Origin of the sequence: Flavobacterium sp. 1355 (assembly GCF_017833415.1) — a bacterium.
GTDB lineage: Bacteria > Bacteroidota > Bacteroidia > Flavobacteriales > Flavobacteriaceae > Flavobacterium.
Genome location: NZ_JAFICC010000003.1, coordinates 172,946 through 193,525 on the forward strand (window position 1 = coordinate 172,946; position 20,580 = coordinate 193,525).

Genomic DNA, 20,580 nt, shown 5'->3' on the forward strand with positions numbered 1-20,580 from the left:
ATTTATTACTTCATGTAAGAAGCTGTCATTTTTTTAATTCGTTCTGCTAATGTTTCACTCGAAAGTTTTTCTCTTAACCGATCTGTTATCACCGGAAAACTAAATGGTGTCGGCTTTTTGCAGGCTTTCCATACAATTTCCTGATTTTGAATACGCTCCAAAGCCATAATCAGACGCCCTTCTTCCAGCTGATGCTCAAAGGTTTCACGATACGCCTGTTGAAATAATAAGTTATCTGGCTCATAATCCCTGAAAACTTCAAACAGAAGCTGCGACCCGCTTTGCAGGTGTTTTGCTTTGACCATTTTTCCCGGAAAACCGGTAAAAACCAATCCGGCAATAATAGCAATATCCCTGAATTTTCGTCTGGCCATTTCGGTGGCATTCAAGCTTTTTTGCAAATCATGATGTACATATTCTGTAGAGAACAGATTATTATCCAGAACATTTTGCATGTCAATTTCCTGATCAGAAAGGAGTTCAAATCCGTAATCATTATACGCCAGCGAAAAACTAATTGGCAAAAGCAGACTTATTCTGTACGCCAGTAAACTGGCCAATGCTTCGTGCACAAAACGACCTTCAAAAGGATAAAAAATAGCATGATAGCCTTCTCTGGTCTTAAAAGTTTCGATCAGGAACTGATCGGCATCCGGAACAATTGATTCTCTTCTCTGTCTTTCAAATAAAGGTTTTAACGCTTTTAGTTCTGGAGATAAATTATTCGTATTTGCCCTGTACAATTCCTGACGCATTAATTCACTCATTTGAGCCGAAAGTGCCATACGCCCGCCCATCCAGCTTACTATTTTTGAAATTTTTTTAGGGTCTGCTTTTCTTACCAGGACCTGCATATTTCTAATCTTAAATAATTCGAGTCGTTTCCCTGCAAAAATAAAGGTATCGCCCGGTTTTAATTTCGTAATAAACCATTCTTCAATTGTGCCCAGATAACCGCCGGTCATGTATTTTACATTCAAAACCGAATCTCCAATTATCGTTCCAATCTGCATTCTGTGATGCATGGCAATCAATCTGCTGTTAATTTTAAAACGGCCGTTTTCTTCAATTTCTACTTTTTTAAATTCATCATAGGCCTGAAGGCTCTGGCTTCCGTTTGTTATAAAATTAAGAATCCAGTTCCAGTTTTCTTCCGTCATTGTCTGGTAGCAGAACGTTGTCTTGACTTCCTCAAAAATTTCATTAGGAAAAAATCCATCCGAAACTGCCAGTGTATTCAGGTATTGCACCAAAACATCCCAGCTGTTGAGATACGGAATTCTGTCTTCGATAATATTATGTTCTGCTGCTTTTTTTAATGCAGAGGCTTCGATCAATTCAATTGCGTGTGTAGCCAGAAAATAAATGACACTTTCTTTGCCTGGCTGGTGACCGCTTCTCCCCGCTCTTTGCATAAAACGCGCAACTCCTTTTGGTCCTCCAACCTGAATAATGGTTTCTACCGGAGCAAAATCTACTCCCAGATCAAGGCTTGATGTACAAACAACAACTTTTAATTCTTCGTTTCGGATTGCCTGCTCTACCCAAAGTCTTGTTTCCCGGCTAATGCTCCCGTGATGCATCGCCATTTCTCCTGCAAATTCAGGATATTTTTCCAGCAATCTCTGAAACCAGATTTCGCAGGCCGAACGTACATTAGTAAAAATCAGGGTTGTTTTGCTCGCTTTTACAATTTTGGCCACTTCATCAATCAAATGCAATCCCATATGCCCGCGCCACGGATACGTCTCCATTTTTTCAGGAATTATAGAAATCACTTTTATTTTTTTGTTGATAACCGCTTTAATCAAAACCGAATTATGATACGCTTCAGAATCTATTCCGAGTAAAACTTCCTGTGCCTGCTGCAAATTTCCTATAGTGGCCGAAATTCCCCAAATACGCAGATTCGGAGCAATCTTTTTTAATCTTGACAAAGCCAATTCGGTTTGTACCCCACGTTTGGTCCCTAATAATTCGTGCCATTCATCAATTACAATTGCGGTACAGTTTCCAAATATTTTATCATAGCCTTTTGCTGCCAGTAACAATTGCAGGCTTTCTGGAGTTGTGACCAGCAAATCTGGCATTTTTTCTTTTTGTTTTGCCCTTTCGCCTGCGGTTGTATCTCCGGAACGAATTCCGACCGTCATTTTAATATCCAGATCATTTACCACACGTTCTGCTGCTTGTTTTATTTCTACAGAAAGTGAGCGCAATGGCGTTATCCAAATCGCTTTGAGCCCCGGAGTGTGTTTTGTTTTATAGTTTGGATTTTTCCTTATATAATTCAGAATAATAGGCAGCCAGAGCGCATAGGTTTTCCCGCTTCCCGTAGGCGCGTTTAGCAAGCCATTTTTACCCTGTAGAAAAGCAGTCCAGGTTTGTGTCTGGAAAGGAAATGGTTTCCATCCCTGCCGGTGAAACCATTCATTTGCTAATGCAAAAAGCTCTTCTCTGTTCATTTATATTTTTTTAATGTTTTGGCTATTGAGAAATGAAAAACTATACTATAAATAGAATAATATAGGCATGGTGCTGTCAAATGAAGCTAAACAATCAAACCTTTCAAATCTTCAATAGAATTGGCTTCATCAATTTTTTTATCGTGACGCCATCTTAAAATTCGTGGGAACCGGGTTGCAATTCCGCTTTTATGTCTTTTGGAAAGCGCTATTCCTTCAAAACCAATTTCAAAAACCAATTGGGGTGTCACACTTCTTACGGGGCCAAATCTTTCTAATGTATTTTTTTTTATCCAGTCGTCTACCATTCTGAATTCGGCATCGGTTAAACCGGAATACGCTTTCGCGAAAGTGACGAGTTCGCGTTCATTTTTGTCGTTATTGTGCCACAATGCAAAAGTATAATCTGTAAATAAATTTGAGCGTCTCCCGTGTCCCCGCATGGCATAAGTCAGTACGGCATCTATAACCAAAGGTTCTATTTTCCATTTCCACCAATCCCCTTTTTTTCTTCCAACCAGATAAGGAGAATCTTTTCTTTTAATCATCAGACCTTCACTTCTCATTTCGCGTGAGCGCAGCCTTTCTTCTGTTAATTCTTCCCAGGTAGAAAATTTTACCCTTTCTGAAAGTTGCAGCGGAATATTGCTGTGTTTTATATCATCATATAATTTTTCTAATAATATACGACGTTCTTCAAAAGGCAGATTTCTGATGTCCTGACCTTGCCATTCTAATAAATCATACGCTTTTATAATTACAGGAGATTTTTTTAAGATGGCAGGCGAAACTGTTTTTCGTCCAATTCTGGTCTGAAGATCATTAAAAGTACCTATTTCATTGTCTATAAAAGGAAGAATTTCTCCGTCTATAACTGTTCCGTCGGGAATAACTCCCAGGAAAGAACCAAATTCGGGGTATTTATCCGTAACGAGTTCTTCTCCCCTGCTCCAGATATAAATTTCATTGTCGCGTATAATCGTCTGAGAACGAATTCCGTCCCATTTATGTTCTGCGCTCCAGTCTTCGGCATTTCCAAGATTTGAAGGTTCTCCCTCAATTGGATATGCCAAATAAAACGGATAGGGTTTGGATAAATAGTCGCTGCTTTTTTCATCCAGTATTAATTCCTGAAACGTAATGGTATTAGGGTTCCAGTCGCCCATTAATTTATAAGCCAAAGCGTCTTCATCAATATTTTCGGCTTTAGAAAGTGCTCTGGTCATTAACTTTTGACTTACCCCAATCCTGAGGCTTCCGGTAATTAATTTAGTAAAAATAAACCGCTCGTAATAATTCAGTGCCAGCCAATTGGTTTGCAAATATTCTTTTTTTTCGAAATCGGTTTTCTTCTTTAATGCAATTATTTCCTGCAAAAACTCCGTCAGGCTTCGGTCAGAATGCTCCTTTGTTGTTGGAATAACCAAAGCAATGGTTTCGGCCAAATCACCTACAATATGATAACTTTCTTCAAAAAGCCATAGCGGAATACCTGCCAGCTCATTTGCCCACAAACGCAGTAATGTGGTATTGACAGGTCTTGGCGGCCGCCGATGCGAAAGAATTGCTATAGTCCATACTTTATCTTCGTCGCTTGCATTTCTAAAATAATTAGTGAGGGCATCGACTTTTACCGAGGTTTTATTAGAACTGTCCAGTGTTTTTATAAGTTCGGCAAAGTTTTTCATTTTTGAATTGTTAAGAGTTATTTATCTGAAAGTTTAATGGAGTTCGTTGAATATGTTATTCAGCTTCTGTCCCTTCTTCAGCATCTTTTTTACTATCCATTTCTCCTGATTCCCCTTCATATTGTGTGTGAGCGGTTCTGGCGTCATAACCCAATTCCTGTAAGTATTTTGAGAAAATGTCAGAATATCCGTGTGTACAGATTATTTTTTCGGCTCCGGTTGCTTTTATGCTTTCCAGTAAACCAGTCCAGTCGCAATGATCGCTTAAAACAAAACCGCGATCTACAGCACGACGTCTTCTGGCTCCGCGAAAAGCCATCCAGCCGCTTGCCGACCCTGTAACAAAAGGTGTCATTCTTCTTATCCATGTACTTCCGTGTGCGCTGGGCGGCGCAAGAACAATGTTTCCGAGCAGATCTTCTTTTTTTGTTAGTGTTGTTACTCGTGTTGTTGGCGGAAAATCAACTAAAGGCCGTAATACCTGTGTCATATTTTCTATTGCCCCGTGTGTGTAAATCTTTCCGATATCGGTATCCAAATATTTTAATAATCGTTGTGCTTTTCCCAGTGAATAACCAAAAAGTATGGATGTTTTTCCTTCTGCGCGATTTTCTGCCCACCAGTTATTAATGTCTGTGATAACTTCTGACTGTGGGAGCCATTTAAAAGCAGGCAATCCAAAAGTACATTCGGTTATAAAAGCATGGCATTTTACCACTTCGTACGGAACAGAAATTCCATCGTCCTCAGTTTTGTAATCTCCTGTAAAGACCCATATTTCGCCTTTATACTCGACTCTGATTTGTGCTGAACCTATAATATGTCCGGCAGGATGAAGTGAGAATTTGACCCCGTTGATTGTAAATGTTTCGTTCCAGTCTTTGCCGGTAACATTGATATCACCAAGACGGTGCTTAATGATTGGAACATTTGTATGATGGGTTATGTAGTTTTGGTGCCCCCAGCGTGCATGGTCTGAATGCCCGTGCGTAATAATCGCGTTGGTAACCGGACGCCAGGGATCAAGGTAAACATCTGCCTGTTGGCAATATATTCCTTTGTCGTTGAATGCTAATAACGGTGAGGTCATATATCTGATTTAAGAACGATTGTAGTAAATCGCCATTTTTATGAAGATTAAATTTAGTTCAGATACGCTAAAAATAATTACACGATTAAAAGCTGTTATTACAAAACTTCAATCAGAAAACTTATTGGCTAAAAAATAAATTTAAATCAGGAATAACAGGAAGGGATGGTTATAATTTTATAAGATTATACGCCTTAAAATATAAAATATGGAAAAACTGATAAACTAATTTTATACAAATTTAAAAATAAATGTCATGATACAATTGATACCAAATACGCCAAATAACATTGCTGCATTTCGTGCCACCGGAGAAGTTACTAAAGAAAATTATCAAAATGTAGTGCTTCCTGAAATTGAGCGTTTGCTAAAACAGATTAACCATATTAATTTTCTTTTGGTTCTGGATACTGAATTAGAAAACTTTACAACAGGAGCATGGGTTCAGGATGCACTGCTCGGCCTGAAAAATCTGGCTAAGTGGAACAGGGCTGCCGTTGTTACAGATTCTGATACCATTATTTCTTTTACGAACGGATTTAGCTATATCGTTCCTGGAGAATTTAAAGGTTTCAAAAAATCTGAATATGACGAAGCCATTACATGGGTTTCTGAAGAAGCACTTTAAGGTTAATTTTGAAAGTCTATTTTGAAAGTTAATTTTAAGCTTAATTTAAAATTTAATAAGGTACATAAATATTAAAGGTCACGCCTTTCATAGGTTCACCCATAGCATCGACATAACCATTGTGATTGTCAACTATTTTTTTGACAATCGCAAGTCCGATGCCGGTACCTTCGTATAAATCCCTGCCATGTAGTTTTTGAAATACCCCAAAGATTTTTTCATTGTGTTGCGGTTCAAATCCGATTCCGTTATCGCCAAAACTTATGTGGCAATAATTGACTTCTTTAGATAATTTTTCTATCTGAATATCGGCACCACTTACCAAACGGCTTTTTATGGTAACTTTTAATGGCAAGTCGGGCTGTGAAAATTTAATGGCATTATGAATTAAATTCTCCATGAGCTGTACAAACTGAAAGGGAATAATTTTGGCTTTGTCATGAAAATCTGTGATAATTACTGCATTTTTTTCCAATAGGTTTTCACGCAAAGCTTCCTTGACATCGTCTATAATTGAATTTAAGTCTACACTTTCAAACTTTCTGTCCAGAAGGGTTGCTCTTGAAAAAGTCAGAAGACTATTTATCAATTCACGCATTCTGTTGGTTGCGTAAAGAATCCTGTCAAACTTTAATTTACCATTTTCAGATAAATTCGGATATTCATTAGAAAGTATCAGATTGGTAAATGTCTGTATTTTTCTAAGCGGTTCCTGAAGATCATGACTTGAGATGTAGGTGAAAGCATCGAGCTCCATGTTCTTTTTTCTCAGTTCTTCTGCATGTTTTTCTATAGCAGCATTTTGTACGGCAAGTTCTTTATTTGCTTTTAAAATAATCTCATTCAACGCGTTTGTCTCTTCTTCTTTTTTCTGTAATTCCTGGTTTTTCCTGAACAACTCGGTAAACACCATTACTTTGGCCTGTAATATCTCAGGAGACAAGGGTTTAATCATATAATCAACTGCACCAGACTGATAGCCTTTAAATATATATTCTGTTGTGTTCATATTTGCCGTAAGGAAAATAATAGGAACATGTTTGAGCTTATCACTCTGACGGATTAGTTCAGCTGTCTCGAAACCATCCATCAATGGCATCTGAACATCCATAAGTATAATGGCAAAATCCTGGTTTTTAAGAAGAATCCGCAAGGCATCCTTTCCGGATGTTGCTTCAACAAACTGATAACCACGATCAGCCAGGACGACTTGCAAAGAAAGTAGGTTTTCTTTTTTGTCATCTACCAGCAAGATTTTAATTGCGTTGTCTCCCATTACATTTAAATTGAATAAAATTATTATTTAAGCCATACACGCATGAGCGAAGACAATTGCTCTACGTTAACGGGTTTTGTCATATAATCTGAGGCCCCTGATTCTATACAACGCTGCCTGTCGCCTTTCATAGCTTTTGCTGTTACTGCAATGATAGTTAAATCTTTGTGTTTTTCATCTTTTCTAATGCGTTTCATTGTTTCATATCCGTCCATTTCAGGCATCATAATATCCATAAGGACAATATCAATTGTTTTGTTTTCATTCAGGATATCAATAGCTTCCTGACCGCTTTCTGCACTGATAACATCCAGGCCATAACGCTCTAAGGCTGTTGTCAGGGCAAAAAGATTACGGACATCATCATCGACCAGTAATACTTTTTTACCCGGAAGAACGTCTTCTTTTAAATAAAACGATTCTATAGTCTCTCTCATTGCGTCAGGTAATTCTTTGTGTACACGATGCATAAACAAAGCGGTCTGATCAATAAGTTCATCAATAGAATTGGCGCTTTTGGTAATAATACTGTGCGCAAATCTGTTTAGTTTTGTTTTTTGCTTTTTGGTCACGTCACCGGCAGAATGTATAATAATTGCTGTTTCCTGCCCAGCAAGATTATTTTCAAGATCGGTTATAATATCAAGACCATCTGCATCCGGTAATTTTAAATCTAAAATAATACAATCAAATGAATGATCGCGAATCAGGGCAACAGCTTCTGTCGCTGATCTGGCACTGTAAACAAAAATATCATCTCCGTCTACGGCATTTAATATTCTGTCCAGTTCTGCCTGATTATCATCTACAACAAGCAGATTTTTTGTTTTTTTATTTTTAAAATCATGAATATCATTAAACAAATACGTCAGCGAATCGTTTTTTACCGGTTTAAGGAAAAAGTTTCTTGCTCCGCGCTTAAGTCCTTTATTTCTTTCATCTTCTCCGGAAATAATATAAACAGGAATATGACGCAGGTTAAAGTCTGTTTTTAATCTGTCCAGAATTTTCCATCCGCTTGTATCGGGCATATTCAGGTCCATCGTTATAGCGTGCGGATTAAACTGATTTATAAAATCAATGACATCATTTCCTTTTGTGGTCACGATAGCCTTAATGCCATTAATATGAGCCTGTTCGAGCATGATTTTTGCAAAAGTCAGATTATCTTCAGCAATTAACAATACCTTGTCGTCCGGCTTAATATCGGTTCTGTCATCGCCAACCTCATCGACAAAGAACAAATCTATATCAGACCTGTTGAATTTTTCGGAAGGTAATGATTTTATTTTTCCTTTTACATCGGTTTCTTCATTTACAGTAATATTTTCTATTTCAGAAAGATGAACATATTTCAGCGGGAGGAACAATGTAAATTTACTTCCTACATTTGTCTCACTTTCAAGCTCAATGCTTCCTCCCAATAAATCAGAAAGTCCGCGGCTGATGGATAATCCTAGTCCTGTACCTCCATACTTACGGCTGGTAGAACCTTCTGCCTGTTGGAAAGCTTCGAAAATAATGTTTTGTTTTTCTTTGGAAATACCAATACCTGAATCTGAAATTTCAAAAGCTACTACGGCTTCTGCTGTGTCAAGGCTTGCATTTGCGGTTTTCCAGTTATTATTTGCTTTGTATATTTTAAGCTGAACTTCTCCTTTCTCAGTAAATTTGAAGGAATTTGATAACAGGTTTTTTAAAATCTGATTTAACCTTTGTGAATCGGTTTCTATTTGTTCCGGAAGTTCTTCATCCATGCTAATCGTAAATCGAAGATGCTTGGCCTCAGAAATTGGATTAAAAGTAGATTCTACAAATCGGCTGATTTCTGCAAAACTAATCGGATTGTAATCTACCGAAATATAACCTGACTCAATTTTAGATAAATCCAGAATGTCATTAATTAACTGAATAAGGTCATCTCCGCATGAGTTGATTGTTTTGGCAAACTGAATTTGTTTTTCAGATAAATTTCCGTCACGGTTCGCAATTAATTCATTTGCCAAAATCTGCAAACTGTTTAGCGGCGTTCTTAATTCGTGTGACATATTTGCCAGGAACTCTGATTTGTATTTGGATGTTAGAGTTAACTGGTCTGCTTTTTCTTCCAAGGCTTTTCTCGCTACCTCAACCTCTTGGTTTTTCAACTCTACCTCTTCTTTTTGGTTGGCCAGAAGGAATGCTTTTTCTTCCAGTTCTTCGTTGGTATTTTTCAATACTTCCTGCTGGCTTTTCAGCTCTCCTGCCAAAGATTGGGATTGTACCAAAAGTTCTTCTGTTCTTGAATTCGATTCAATTGTATTTAATACGATTCCAATACTTTCTGTCAACCCTTCAAGGAAATCTAAGTGTGTCTGACTGAATGTATCAAGTGATGCCAGCTCAATAACCGCTTTAAGTTTTCCTTCAAACAAAACCGGAAGAATAATTACGTCCTGAGGTTTTGCATCTCCCAATCCTGAGTTGATTCTGATATAATCTTTTGGAACATTACTCAAAATTATTCTTTCTTTTTCAATCGCTACCTGACCGATAAGTCCTTCTCCCATTGCATATTGCGTTGGGGAATTTTTTCTTTTTATATAAGCGTAAGAAGCAATCAGATTCAGTTTAGAATCCATGAAATCTTCATCTTCCTGTAAAATATAAAACAATCCGTGCTGTGCTGTTACAACCGTTGCCAGCTCCGAAAGGATTTTTTTGGTAACCGAATTCAATTCTTTCTGCCCCTGAAGCATTTGTGTAAACTTCGCTAAATTCGATTTCAGCCAGTCTTGTTCCTGATTACGTAAAGTTGTTGCTTTCAGGTTCGAAATCATCTGGTTAATAGTATCTTTTAAGGCTTCTACCTCACCTTTTGCTTCAACACCAATTGTTCGTGTTAAATCTCCTTGTGTTACCGCAGACGCTACCTCAGAAATCGCACGTACCTGAGTCGTTAAGTTTGCCGCAAGCTGGTTTACGTTTTCTGTTAAGTTTTTCCACGTTCCCGAAGCTCCCGGTACATTTGCCTGGCCTCCCAGTTTTCCTTCTGCTCCTACCTCACGTGCCACGGTTGTTACCTGATCAGAGAAGGTTGCCAGTGTATCAATCATTTCGTTGATTGTATCTGTCAATTGTGCTACCTCTCCTTTGGCATCAATAGATAGTTTTTGTTTTAAGTTTCCTTTTGCTACTGAAGTTACAACTTTTGCGATTCCACGTACTTGCGACGTTAAATTCGAAGCCATTAAGTTAACCGAATCTGTTAAATCTTTCCATGTTCCTGCAACCCCTTTTACTTCCGATTGTCCTCCCAGTTTTCCCTCTGTACCAACCTCACGCGCCACACGGGTTACCTCAGATGCAAACGAGTTCAGCTGTTCTACCATCGTGTTAAAAGTGTTTTTCAGATCCAGAATTTCCCCTTTTACGTCTACCGTAATCGGTTTTGAAAGGTCACCATTTGCTACGGCTTTTGTAACCTCAGCAATATTACGCACCTGATCCGTTAGGTTCGATGCCATCTGGTTCACCGAATCTGTTAAATCTTTCCAGGTTCCGGCAACTCCCGGTACGAATGCTTGTCCGCCCAGTTTACCGTCGGTACCAACCTCACGCGCCACACGGGTTACCTCTGATGCGAAGGCACGAAGCTGATCCACCATTGTATTTACCGTCTCTTTTAATTGAAGGATTTCTCCACGAACGTCGGCAGTAATCTTCTTGGACATATCCCCGTTTGCTACCGCAATGGTTACCTCTGCAATATTACGTACCTGTGTCGTTAAGTTACCCGCCATCTGGTTAACCGAATCTGTTAAATCTTTCCACGTTCCGGCAACACCCGGCACATTTGCCTGTCCTCCCAGTTTTCCTTCGGTTCCTACCTCACGGGCCACACGCGTAACCTCAGATGCAAACTCCCTTAACTGATCCACCATCGTGTTCAAGGTTTCCTTTAACTGAAGAATCTCACCACGCACGTCTACAGTAATTTTTCGGGACATATCTCCATTTGCCACGGCAATCGCCACATCGGCAATATTACGTACCTGAGCGGTCAGGTTACCCGCCATCTGGTTCACCGAATCTGTTAAATCTTTCCAGGTTCCGGCAACTCCCGGTACATTTGCCTGACCTCCCAGTTTTCCTTCGGTTCCTACCTCTCTTGACACACGGGTTACCTCCGAAGCAAAGCCTCGAAGCTGATCCACCATGGTATTAATTGTGTTTTTAAGTTCAAGGATTTCTCCTTTTACGTCTACTGTAATTTGTAATGATAAATCTCCTTTTGCTACCGCTGTTGTTACCTCGGCAATATTACGTACCTGACCAGTAAGATTCGATGCCATCTGGTTTACCGAATCGGTCAAATCTTTCCATGTTCCACCAACACCTTCAACCTGCGCCTGTCCTCCCAGTTTTCCTTCGGTTCCTACCTCACGTGCCACACGGGTTACCTCTGATGCAAACGAGTTCAGCTGCCCCACCATGGTATTAATCGTATTTTTAAGCTCAAGGATCTCTCCTTTTGTGTCTACGGTAATCTGACGTGATAAATCTCCTTTTGCTACCGCTGTGGTTACCTCGGCAATATTACGTACCTGACCGGTTAAGTTCGATGCCATTTGGTTAACGGAATCTGTTAAATCTTTCCAGGTTCCTCCGACTCCTTTTACTTTTGCCTGACCTCCCAGTTTTCCTTCCGTTCCTACCTCAAGTGCCACACGTGTAACCTCTGATGAAAATGAGTTCAGCTGATCCACCATCGTATTGATGGTTTTCTTCAGCTCCAGGATTTCTCCTTCGGCTACAGCCGTAATCTTTTTCGATAAATCTCCATTGGCCACGGCGGTTGTTACCTCGGCAATATTACGTACCTGACCGGTTAGGTTCGATGCCATCTGATTCACCGAATCGGTTAAATCTTTCCAGGTTCCCCCAACTCCTTTTACTTTTGCCTGACCTCCCAGTTTTCCTTCTGAACCTACCTCACGTGCCACACGGGTTACCTCGGCACCAAAGGAGTTCAGCTGATCCACCATGGTATTAATCGTATTTTTTAGCTCCAGGATTTCTCCCGCAACGTTTACTGTAATTTTTTTAGATAAATCTCCTTTTGCTACCGCGGTTGTTACCTCGGCAATATTACGTACCTGACCTGTCAAGTTGGATGCCATCTGGTTTACCGAGTCGGTCAAATCTTTCCAAACCCCACCAACTCCTCTTACTTTGGCCTGACCTCCCAGTTTTCCTTCAGAACCTACCTCTACGGCCACACGGGTTACCTCAGAAGAAAACGAGTTCAGCTGATCCACCATGGTATTGATGGTGTTTTTTAATTCTAAGATTTCTCCTTTTACGTCTACGGTAATCTTTTTAGACAAATCCCCTTTTGCTACCGCGGTTGTTACATCGGCAATATTACGCACCTGCCCCGTTAAGTTGGATGCCATTTGGTTAACGGAATCTGTTAAATCTTTCCAGGTTCCCCCAACTCCTTTTACCTGTGCCTGACCTCCCAGTTTTCCTTCTGTTCCTACCTCTCTTGCTACACGGGTTACCTCAGATGAAAATGAGTTCAGCTGATCCACCATGGTATTGATGGTATTTTTTAGCTCAAGGATTTCTCCTTTTACGTCTACGGTAATTTTTTTAGAAAGGTCACCTTTTGCTACCGCTGTTGTTACATCGGCAATATTACGTACCTGACCTGTTAAGTTAGATGCCATTTTATTTACCGAGTCTGTCAAGTCTTTCCAAACTCCACCAACTCCTCTTACTTTTGCCTGACCTCCCAGCTTACCTTCTGTACCTACCTCACGTGCCACACGTGTTACCTCCATTGAGAAAAGGTTCAGCTGTTTTACCATTCCGTTTACCTCTTTGGCAATCCTTAAGAATTCTCCCTGAAGCGGGTTTCCTTCAATAGAAAGCGGCATTTCCTGAGATAAATTTCCTTTTGCTACCGAGGTGATTACGTGTGCAATCTCAATTGTTGGATGCACAAGATCTGATATCAGTGTATTTACCGAATCAACACAGGAACTCCATGAGCCTCTTGCTCCGTCCAGTGCAACACGGTTGGTTAATTTTCCTTGTTTACCGATGCTCTTACCAACTTTCTGAAACTCAAAAACCATACGTTCGTTAAGATCGATAATTTCGTTTAAAGTGTCGCAAATGGATCTTTTTGTACCATTTTGATCGGTTGGAAAACGCTGTGTAAAATTTCCGTTTTTTACTTTCAACAGAATTTTCAAAAATTCTGCATCTGTCAAAATCGATTCTTCTTCCTCTTCTTCTTTCTTCCTTTTTGTTTTCGGAAGCTTTTCTCCAGCTACAACCGGAAGCACGATAACTGCGTCCTGATTCTCTTCGGCTTTATTTTTTTTAACTTTTTTCATTTCTCAACTCTTTATCGAATGTTTAAAAAATCTGACACTTTTACAACTGCTTAAATTTGGTCAAGCAAAACCGGTATATTTTAATTACTTGCGTCAAGTAATATTTTTCTCAAATGAAATTGCACAAAGGCATCCATAGAATCTGATCTTTTTGTGTTTTCAGTATAGTTGAGGGGTTTTATAATGTAACCTGAAATCCCCAGTTTTTCTGCCTCCGACCGATCGTTAATTTCTGAAGAAGTCGTCATTATAAAAACTTTTAAATGTTTAAGCTGCTCATCTTCCCTGATTACTTTCAAAAATTCAATTCCGTTCATTCTGGGCATGTTAATATCCAACAGTACAACGTCTGGCCGTAAACCTACATTTGGGTCTCTTAAAAGTCTCAATGCCTCAATTCCGTTGTAAGCGGTGTGCAATTCATATTCACTTTCTATTTTCTTTAAAGATCTTTCTACACTTATTATATCGAGCTCGTCATCTTCAATAAGTAAAATTGTTGGTTTTTTCATAAACTTAATTATTTCTCCAGGTAAAGATAAACTCGGTACCTTTTCCTAATTCTGATTTAAGGGTAATATATTCCTGATGGTCATCAATTATTTTCTTTACAATCGCCAGTCCCACTCCTGTACTTTCTTCTTCATTTTGCTCCCGAAGCGTCTGAAATATTTCAAATATTTTCTGATGGTACTCGCGGGCGATTCCAATTCCATTATCTTTTACAGAGAATTCATGAAAATGCATAAAAGTCTGACAGCTTATCTGAATTAATCCGTGATCATGTGGCGTGTATTTCACCGCATTACTAATGAGATTTGTAAATACCTGCTCTAATTTAATTCTTTCTGTAAATAAATTGGGAAGAGTCCCTATTTCCAGCCTAAAATTTCTGGGAACAATAGAATCTGCAATTTCATGTACCATCGCATTTGTATCAATATATTCGGGAGAAGCTTTTACATTTAATCTTGCAAAATCAAGTAACCCATTGATAAGTGCTTCCATACGTTTTGTTTTCTGCGGAATAATTTTTAGATATCTTTTAAGTTCTGGTGACAATTCGTCTTCAAGATCTTCTTCTATCCAGCTGACCACATTATGAATACCGCGAATGGGTGCTTTAAGGTCATGAGAAACTACATACGCAAATTTATTAAGCTCGGCGTTTCTGTTTTTTAGTTCATGGATATTCTTGTCCAGCTTGCCCGACATCGTATTTAGAGAAGTTGCCAATGCTGTCAGTTCATCATTTCTTGTATCTTTTACTATTGTAAAATTTCCTTTTGAGATATTTTCGGCAAGTCGAACCATTGATGTAATCCTTTTGTTTGTTACATACATTATAAACATGGTGCTCAGCATACCAACAGTTATCGTCAGCATAAGGAATATTAGCGAATAAGTTCTTGCATATCGTAATGATTCCAGCAACATATCAGTATGATGTTTCCTCCTTTTATATTCTATTCTGTCAAATCTTGTAAATTTTTTGGCTATATCGTCGTTTATCTTTTTTCCAACGTATTTTTTCAATGAACTCTCAAAAAGGTTCATGTATGCATCGGGCCTTTCTTTACGGGATTTTATGATTTGCTCAGAATAACGCTGCCAGCTGTTATGCATTAAACTTATAGAGTCTAAAATTGAACGCTGTGTGTTATTACTGCCAATGCGGATTTTCTGGTCTTTTATTAAATCCGGTACTTTTTTAAGTCCTGCAAAATAAGAATCAAGAAATGTCTTATCATCGGTGAGCAGGTATCCTCTAAAGGCGCTTTGCATTTCGATGATTGTTTTGTGTGTCTTATTAGAGTTACGAATTATTTCTTCAGATTTCGCAAGAAACTGAGAATTGAGATATACCTTTTTTGACAGCCTGTAATTTGTATATGAATCTGCTACAGACAATAAAATTACCAGCGTAAATGCAACAAGAATTTGAGTCGATAATTTCATCTAAATAAAATTAAAAAGCATATCACAATCATAGGATTTTTGGTGTGGAATAAAAATAGTAAAAAAAATAAAATCTCAACTAATAATTTAAAGGGCAACAAAAGACAAACTTCTGTAGCTATAACCTTATAACATTTTTACTAATCTGCTATAGTGTATTTACTCAAAATGCTCTTTAAGTCATTAAAATTATTTGGTTTTGAAATAAAATCCTGAGCGCCATAATCTTTGGCTTCATTGATAATGTAGTCCAGTTGCGAAGTGGAAAAAATAATAACCGGAATTTCTTTTAATTTTTCCTGTTTTTTAATTTCTGTCAAAAACTCAATACCGGACATTATAGGCATATTTAAGTCAAGAAATATAACATCAGGTGTAATTTCGTATTTCATCAGCCTTCTAAGTGCTTCTACAGGGTCGTATATCGCAGTATATTGGGCAGAAGAAATCTCTTCCAGTGCTTCCATGAACAATTCACAGTCATCACAATCATCATCGATCTGTAGTATATTTTTATAAATCATAAGTCAATCTTAAGTTTTAAATATAAAATCAAAGGAAAGCAAAAGCTTAACGGGTTTACCTTGTTCAGGATATCCTCAAGATTCTTAATAATATTCTAATGAAAAAAACTGGATTTTGATGACTCTTAAACGCTAACAACGTTTCATCAACATATCAAATGTACTACTTTTTATTAGTTATTTTTCGTTGTTTCTTATTTATAATTGAAGCTTTTTATTATGCTTTTTAACAAATTTTATTTAAACTTTTTTCATTCAGGCATTAAAATTTTCACATATCAGAAACCTAAAACAACAGTAATATGGCAGACAAATTTATTATCCGAAATTCTGAACAATTTATATAATTTCATTTCAGATTTATATTATTCACACTATACAAAAAATGCCTGAATTGTAGTTTGACAACTATCATTTTTTAGTATGCTGATAATTATATAATTAGAAATATTAATTCTGTAAATAAAATCCTATTGATGATTTTAACTTTATCCTAAATCAGTTTTAGCCCAATCTCATTTTAATTTCAAAAAACAGACTTTATGGATATCTCTACTATTTTACAAATCTTAATAGTTTCAATTGCGGCAACTTCTGCCATGACATTCTTTAGCTATGCAGTGTCGGCTAGTTTTAGAGAACTATATAAAGAACCGGTTTTGCTGACTTTTTTGCTGGCACAATTAAAACTGGAATTGTCTGCCGGAACAAAGAAAATGCTGGCGTGGCTGATACACTATATTATTGGACTTTTATTCGTAATAGGATATCATTTATTATGGGTTAATAACATTTTGCCCTTAACTGTTTTAACAGCGCTTTTGCTAGGTGCAATCAGCGGTATAATCGGTATTTTAGGCTGGGTAATCATGTTTAAGATCGCCAGATACAAACCGGCTATTGATTTTAAAGGTTACTACATCCAGCTGTTTTTTGCACATGTTATATTTGGGTTGGTTGCCGCAGCGGCTTATTATCTTTCACTAACTGTTTTATTATTAACCAATACTTATGTCACTATCTAAATACAATCAGAAAAGAGATTTTAAACAAACTCAGGAACCAAAAGGTAAAATCGGAAAGTCGGCAAGTGAACTGATATTTGTGGTACAAAAACATGCAGCCTCACATTTGCATTATGATTTCAGACTTGAGGTAAATGGCGTTCTCAAAAGCTGGGCAGTTCCCAAAGGTCCTTCTATGAATCCTGATGATAAGCGTCTGGCGATGATGGTTGAAGATCATCCTTACAGTTACAAAGATTTTGAAGGCAGTATTCCAGAGGGAAATTACGGTGCAGGAAATGTAATTGTATGGGATAACGGAACTTATACTCCTGCAGAAGAAACCAAATCGGCAGAAAAAACATTACTGGAAGGCATAAAAAAAGGACGCTTGAGTTTTATCCTAAAAGGAGAAAAATTAAAAGGAGAATTTTCTCTGGTTCAGTTAAAAGGCAAACAGGAAAACGCCTGGCTGTTAATTAAGAAAAAAGACAAATATGCCAACGATACTGATATATTAAAAAAAAACAAATCGGTTTTGTCTAAAAGAACTCTCGAAGAGTTAGAAAAAAATACGCAAAAGATGGCAGAGGCGGACGAGAAAAAAACTGCTTCTGATAGTGAAGAAGATAAAGATGAAGAACATCATTCAGCTTCCGCTAAAAAGAAGCAGGCAAAAGTAGCTGCTGCGACAGAAAAAGCCGTTTTTCTAAAACCAATGCTGGCCAAAACGACCGATAAAGCTTTTGATGACGAAGCATGGGTGTTCGAAAATAAATATGACGGATACAGGACAATTGCTGTAATTAATCCAAATGAAGTTCAGTTGTTTAGCAGAAATGAGCTTCCGTTTAATACTTATTTTGCGCCTGTGGCCGAAGATTTAAGAAGAGTTGATCATGTTGTGGTTTTAGATGGCGAAATTGTTGTAGAAGACGATGAAGGAAAAGCCGATTTTCAATTGCTTCAGAATTACATTAAAACAAAAAAAGGCAATTTAAAATATTATGTATTTGATTTACTTAATCTTGACGGCAATAGTATAACAGAATTATCCTTATTGGAACGCAAAGAGTTACTCAAAATCCTTTTTAATAAATACCCTTTTACAAATGTGTTCTATTCGGAACATTATAATGAAAAAGGCATAGCGCAATTTGAACTGGCTATTAAAAACAAAAGCGAAGGCATTATAGCCAAAAAAGCCAGCAGCACTTACTTACCTGATAAACGAACCAATGACTGGTTAAAAATTAAAGTAAGCAATGTAGAAGAAGCAATTATTATTGGAGTTACGGAACCAAAAAATTCACGAAAATTCTTTGGCTCAATACTTCTTGGACAATATTATGGCAAAAGACTTCAGTTTATAGGAAAATGCGGTACCGGTTTTAACGACGAAACCTTAAAGGAATTGTACACCAAACTAAAACCTCTTTTCGTTCAAAAATCACCTTTGGCAGAAAAAGTAAACCTCAGGGATAAAATTCAATGGGTAAAACCAAAATTAATTTGTCAGGTAAAATTCTCTGAATGGACACAGGACAAACATCTCAGACATCCTGTTTTTCTGGGTCTGCGAATAGATAAAAAAGCGAGTGAAGTGTTTGTACCCTCAAATACGGTAACTCCTCAACAATCAAAAAAAGAAATTATGGAAACTACAACCTCAACCAAAGAAACCAAAAATGATTTTGATTTAAAAATTGGCAAAACTACTTTGCATCTTACCAATCAAAACAAAATCTATTTTCCTGATGATAATATTACAAAAGGTGAAATTGTTCAATATTATAATGAAGTTTCAGAATTAATTCTGCCTTATCTCAAAGACCGTCCGCAGTCTATGAATCGTTTTCCGAACGGAATCAATGGCCCGAGTTTTTACCAAAAAGATGTAGATGTTGATAAGATTCCGTCCTGGTTAAAAACCAAAAAAGTGTTTTCAGAATCAAATGATGAATATTTAGATTATCTGCTTTGCAATGATAAACAAACTTTGCTGTATATGGCAAATTTGGGATGCATTGATATAAACCCGTGGAATTCGACCATAAAACATATTGAAAATCCGGACTGGCTTGTGATTGATATTGATCCCGAAAAAGAGGATTTTAAAGAAGTGGTAAAAACGGCACTGACCGTAAAAGAAGTGATGGATGAGCTGGAAACTGAGTGTTACTGCAAAACATCGGGTGCAACCGGATTGCATGTATATATTCCGCTTGGTGCCCAATACGATTATGATACCATAAAAATCCTGGCCGAAATGATAGCTCATGAAGTACAGCAAAGACTTCCTGAAACTACCTCATTAGAGCGTACAATTAAGAAAAGAAACCACAAAATTTATATCGATTTTCTGCAAAACAGACGCGGACAAACTTTGGCAGCACCTTATTCTGTAAGACCAAAACCCGGCGCAACTGTTTCTACCCCGCTAAAATGGGAAGAAGTAAATGAAAAATTACATCCTTCACAATTTACTATCAAAAATGTCCTGAAACGTTTTGAAAAAACGGGTGATTTATGGCAGCCCGTTATTGGCAAAGGAGTAAATATTAAAAAGATTTTGCATAAACTCGAAAACCGAAAAGAAAGTTAAGACGATTTTTTCTTTTTCTCCAAACTGGCTTTTAGCATCTCCATTAAATCATCACTTTGTTTGTGAACGACTTTTAATTTAGGTGCTGAAGCTTTTTTGCCTTTTGCTTTATTTTTAATGATTTTCAAAAGCTTGTCTGTATATTCATCCTTAAACGCACTGATATCAAATTTTTCTGTAAGCTGTTCTATTAACTTTTCTGCCATATCCATTTCTTTTCCTTTTTTAGAAGCTTCAGGAAGTTTTATTTCTGATGTATCTCTGATTTCCTGCTCAAAACGAATTCGATTCAAAAGGATAAGGTTTTTATACGGTTTCAAAATAGCAAGACCTTCTTTGTTACGCATTACAAAGCTTGTTACCCCTACCTTTCCCGAAGCCTTAAGTGCATCTCTGAGCAAAGCATATGCTTTCATAGCGCCTTTGTCCGGCTCCAGATAATAAGGCTGTTCATAATAAATACTGTCTATTTCGTCTTCAGAAGCAAAACTTTGTATGTCAATGGTTTTTGTTTTATAAGCATCTGCTGCAGCAAAATCTTCTTCATCCAGAATTACATATTTATCGTCAATTCTATATCCTTTTACAATGTCTGAAAATGTGACTTCCTTACCTGTTTTTTCATTGACTCTTTTGAATTTGATATTAGCGTGATCCGATTTATCCAGCATATCCATATCAAGACTGCTTTCCTGTACGGCAGAATATATTTTTATCGGAATATTAATTAAACCAAAACTGATTGATCCTGTCCAAATTGATCTCATGATTTTACTGTTTTTATATGAATTAATAATTTAAAAGCCAGACACTTTTAGATTCTAATAAAATTAATTCATACTAAGCCTCATCCATTTATATGATTACAAACTGATTATTACAAAACTTCAACAGAAAGGAATAAAAAAAGGGGACTGACTAATCAATCCCCTTTTCTGATTTTAAAATCAAA

Annotated in this window: 12 protein-coding genes; 3 read left to right on the plus strand and 9 right to left on the minus strand. The window is 37.4% G+C overall.

Annotated elements, in window-relative coordinates; translation table 11 throughout:
• Positions 1–5 precede the first annotated feature (5 nt).
• From JOD96_RS04985 to JOD96_RS04995, 3 genes are all read right to left on the minus strand, one after another.
• The gene (locus tag JOD96_RS04985) at positions 6–2,465 is read right to left on the minus strand and encodes a ligase-associated DNA damage response DEXH box helicase (RefSeq protein ID WP_209563169.1); all 2,460 of its coding nucleotides are present in this window, start codon (positions 2,463–2,465) and stop codon (positions 6–8) included.
• An 86-nt stretch (positions 2,466–2,551) separates the two neighbouring features.
• Complete coding sequence (locus tag JOD96_RS04990) at positions 2,552–4,153, minus strand: ATP-dependent DNA ligase (protein ID WP_209563170.1); 1,602 nt, start codon at positions 4,151–4,153, stop codon at positions 2,552–2,554.
• A gap of 55 nt (positions 4,154–4,208) precedes the next feature.
• Positions 4,209–5,243: a ligase-associated DNA damage response exonuclease gene (locus JOD96_RS04995; protein ID WP_209563171.1), complete on the minus strand. Its 1,035-nt coding sequence runs from the start codon at positions 5,241–5,243 to the stop codon at positions 4,209–4,211.
• A 256-nt stretch (positions 5,244–5,499) separates the two neighbouring features.
• On the opposite strand from JOD96_RS04995, the gene JOD96_RS05000 reads away from it, so the two are divergent.
• Positions 5,500–5,871 (plus strand): STAS/SEC14 domain-containing protein, encoded by a 372-nt coding sequence (locus JOD96_RS05000; protein ID WP_209563172.1) that lies wholly within the window; start codon positions 5,500–5,502, stop codon positions 5,869–5,871.
• Positions 5,872–5,923: 52 nt separating this feature from the next.
• Here the strand turns inward: JOD96_RS05000 and JOD96_RS05005 are convergent, their stop codons facing one another.
• The 5 genes from JOD96_RS05005 to JOD96_RS05025 form a co-directional block, all read right to left on the minus strand.
• Complete coding sequence (locus JOD96_RS05005) at positions 5,924–7,147, minus strand: sensor histidine kinase (protein WP_209563173.1); 1,224 nt, start codon at positions 7,145–7,147, stop codon at positions 5,924–5,926.
• A gap of 23 nt (positions 7,148–7,170) precedes the next feature.
• Positions 7,171–13,536, minus strand: a complete 6,366-nt coding sequence (locus JOD96_RS05010) for a HAMP domain-containing protein (protein WP_209563174.1) — start codon at positions 13,534–13,536, stop codon at positions 7,171–7,173.
• Between the two features lie 80 nt (positions 13,537–13,616).
• On the minus strand, positions 13,617–14,048 hold the full coding sequence (locus tag JOD96_RS05015) for a response regulator (RefSeq protein ID WP_209563175.1): 432 nt from the start codon (positions 14,046–14,048) through the stop codon (positions 13,617–13,619).
• A 4-nt stretch (positions 14,049–14,052) separates the two neighbouring features.
• Positions 14,053–15,495, minus strand: a complete 1,443-nt coding sequence (locus tag JOD96_RS05020) for an ATP-binding protein (protein ID WP_209563176.1) — start codon at positions 15,493–15,495, stop codon at positions 14,053–14,055.
• 140 nt (positions 15,496–15,635) lie between these two features.
• Complete coding sequence (locus tag JOD96_RS05025; protein WP_209563177.1) at positions 15,636–16,019, minus strand: response regulator; 384 nt, start codon at positions 16,017–16,019, stop codon at positions 15,636–15,638.
• Between the two features lie 542 nt (positions 16,020–16,561).
• Between JOD96_RS05025 and JOD96_RS05030 the strand changes: the two genes are divergently transcribed.
• Both JOD96_RS05030 and ligD read left to right on the plus strand, forming a co-directional pair.
• On the plus strand, positions 16,562–17,044 hold the full coding sequence (locus JOD96_RS05030) for a hypothetical protein (protein ID WP_209563178.1): 483 nt from the start codon (positions 16,562–16,564) through the stop codon (positions 17,042–17,044).
• Positions 17,031–19,628, plus strand: coding sequence for a DNA ligase D (ligD, locus tag JOD96_RS05035; protein ID WP_209563179.1), 2,598 nt, complete (start codon positions 17,031–17,033; stop codon positions 19,626–19,628). Before JOD96_RS05030 ends, ligD begins: the two co-directional genes overlap by 14 nt.
• Here ligD and JOD96_RS05040 read toward each other — a convergent pair.
• Positions 19,625–20,395: a Ku protein gene (locus tag JOD96_RS05040; protein WP_209563180.1), complete on the minus strand. Its 771-nt coding sequence runs from the start codon at positions 20,393–20,395 to the stop codon at positions 19,625–19,627. The two genes, ligD and JOD96_RS05040, sit on opposite strands and share 4 nt — an antisense overlap.
• Positions 20,396–20,580 lie beyond the last annotated feature (185 nt).

Excerpts from the sequence above, each read along its gene's own strand:
- JOD96_RS04995 (WP_209563171.1), bottom strand. The coding sequence starts at position 5,243 with ATGACCTCACCGTTATTAGCATTCAACGACAAAGGAATATATTGCCAA.
- JOD96_RS04985 (WP_209563169.1), bottom strand. The coding sequence starts at position 2,465 with ATGAACAGAGAAGAGCTTTTTGCATTAGCAAATGAATGGTTTCACCGG.
- ligD (WP_209563179.1), top strand. The coding sequence starts at position 17,031 with ATGTCACTATCTAAATACAATCAGAAAAGAGATTTTAAACAAACTCAG.
- JOD96_RS05025 (WP_209563177.1), bottom strand. The coding sequence starts at position 16,019 with ATGATTTATAAAAATATACTACAGATCGATGATGATTGTGATGACTGT.
- JOD96_RS05040 (WP_209563180.1), bottom strand. The coding sequence starts at position 20,395 with ATGAGATCAATTTGGACAGGATCAATCAGTTTTGGTTTAATTAATATT.
- JOD96_RS05010 (WP_209563174.1), bottom strand. The coding sequence starts at position 13,536 with ATGAAAAAAGTTAAAAAAAATAAAGCCGAAGAGAATCAGGACGCAGTT.
- JOD96_RS05020 (WP_209563176.1), bottom strand. The coding sequence starts at position 15,495 with ATGAAATTATCGACTCAAATTCTTGTTGCATTTACGCTGGTAATTTTA.
- JOD96_RS05000 (WP_209563172.1), top strand. The coding sequence starts at position 5,500 with ATGATACAATTGATACCAAATACGCCAAATAACATTGCTGCATTTCGT.
- JOD96_RS05030 (WP_209563178.1), top strand. The coding sequence starts at position 16,562 with ATGGATATCTCTACTATTTTACAAATCTTAATAGTTTCAATTGCGGCA.
- JOD96_RS04990 (WP_209563170.1), bottom strand. The coding sequence starts at position 4,153 with ATGAAAAACTTTGCCGAACTTATAAAAACACTGGACAGTTCTAATAAA.
- JOD96_RS05005 (WP_209563173.1), bottom strand. The coding sequence starts at position 7,147 with ATGGGAGACAACGCAATTAAAATCTTGCTGGTAGATGACAAAAAAGAA.
- JOD96_RS05015 (WP_209563175.1), bottom strand. The coding sequence starts at position 14,048 with ATGAAAAAACCAACAATTTTACTTATTGAAGATGACGAGCTCGATATA.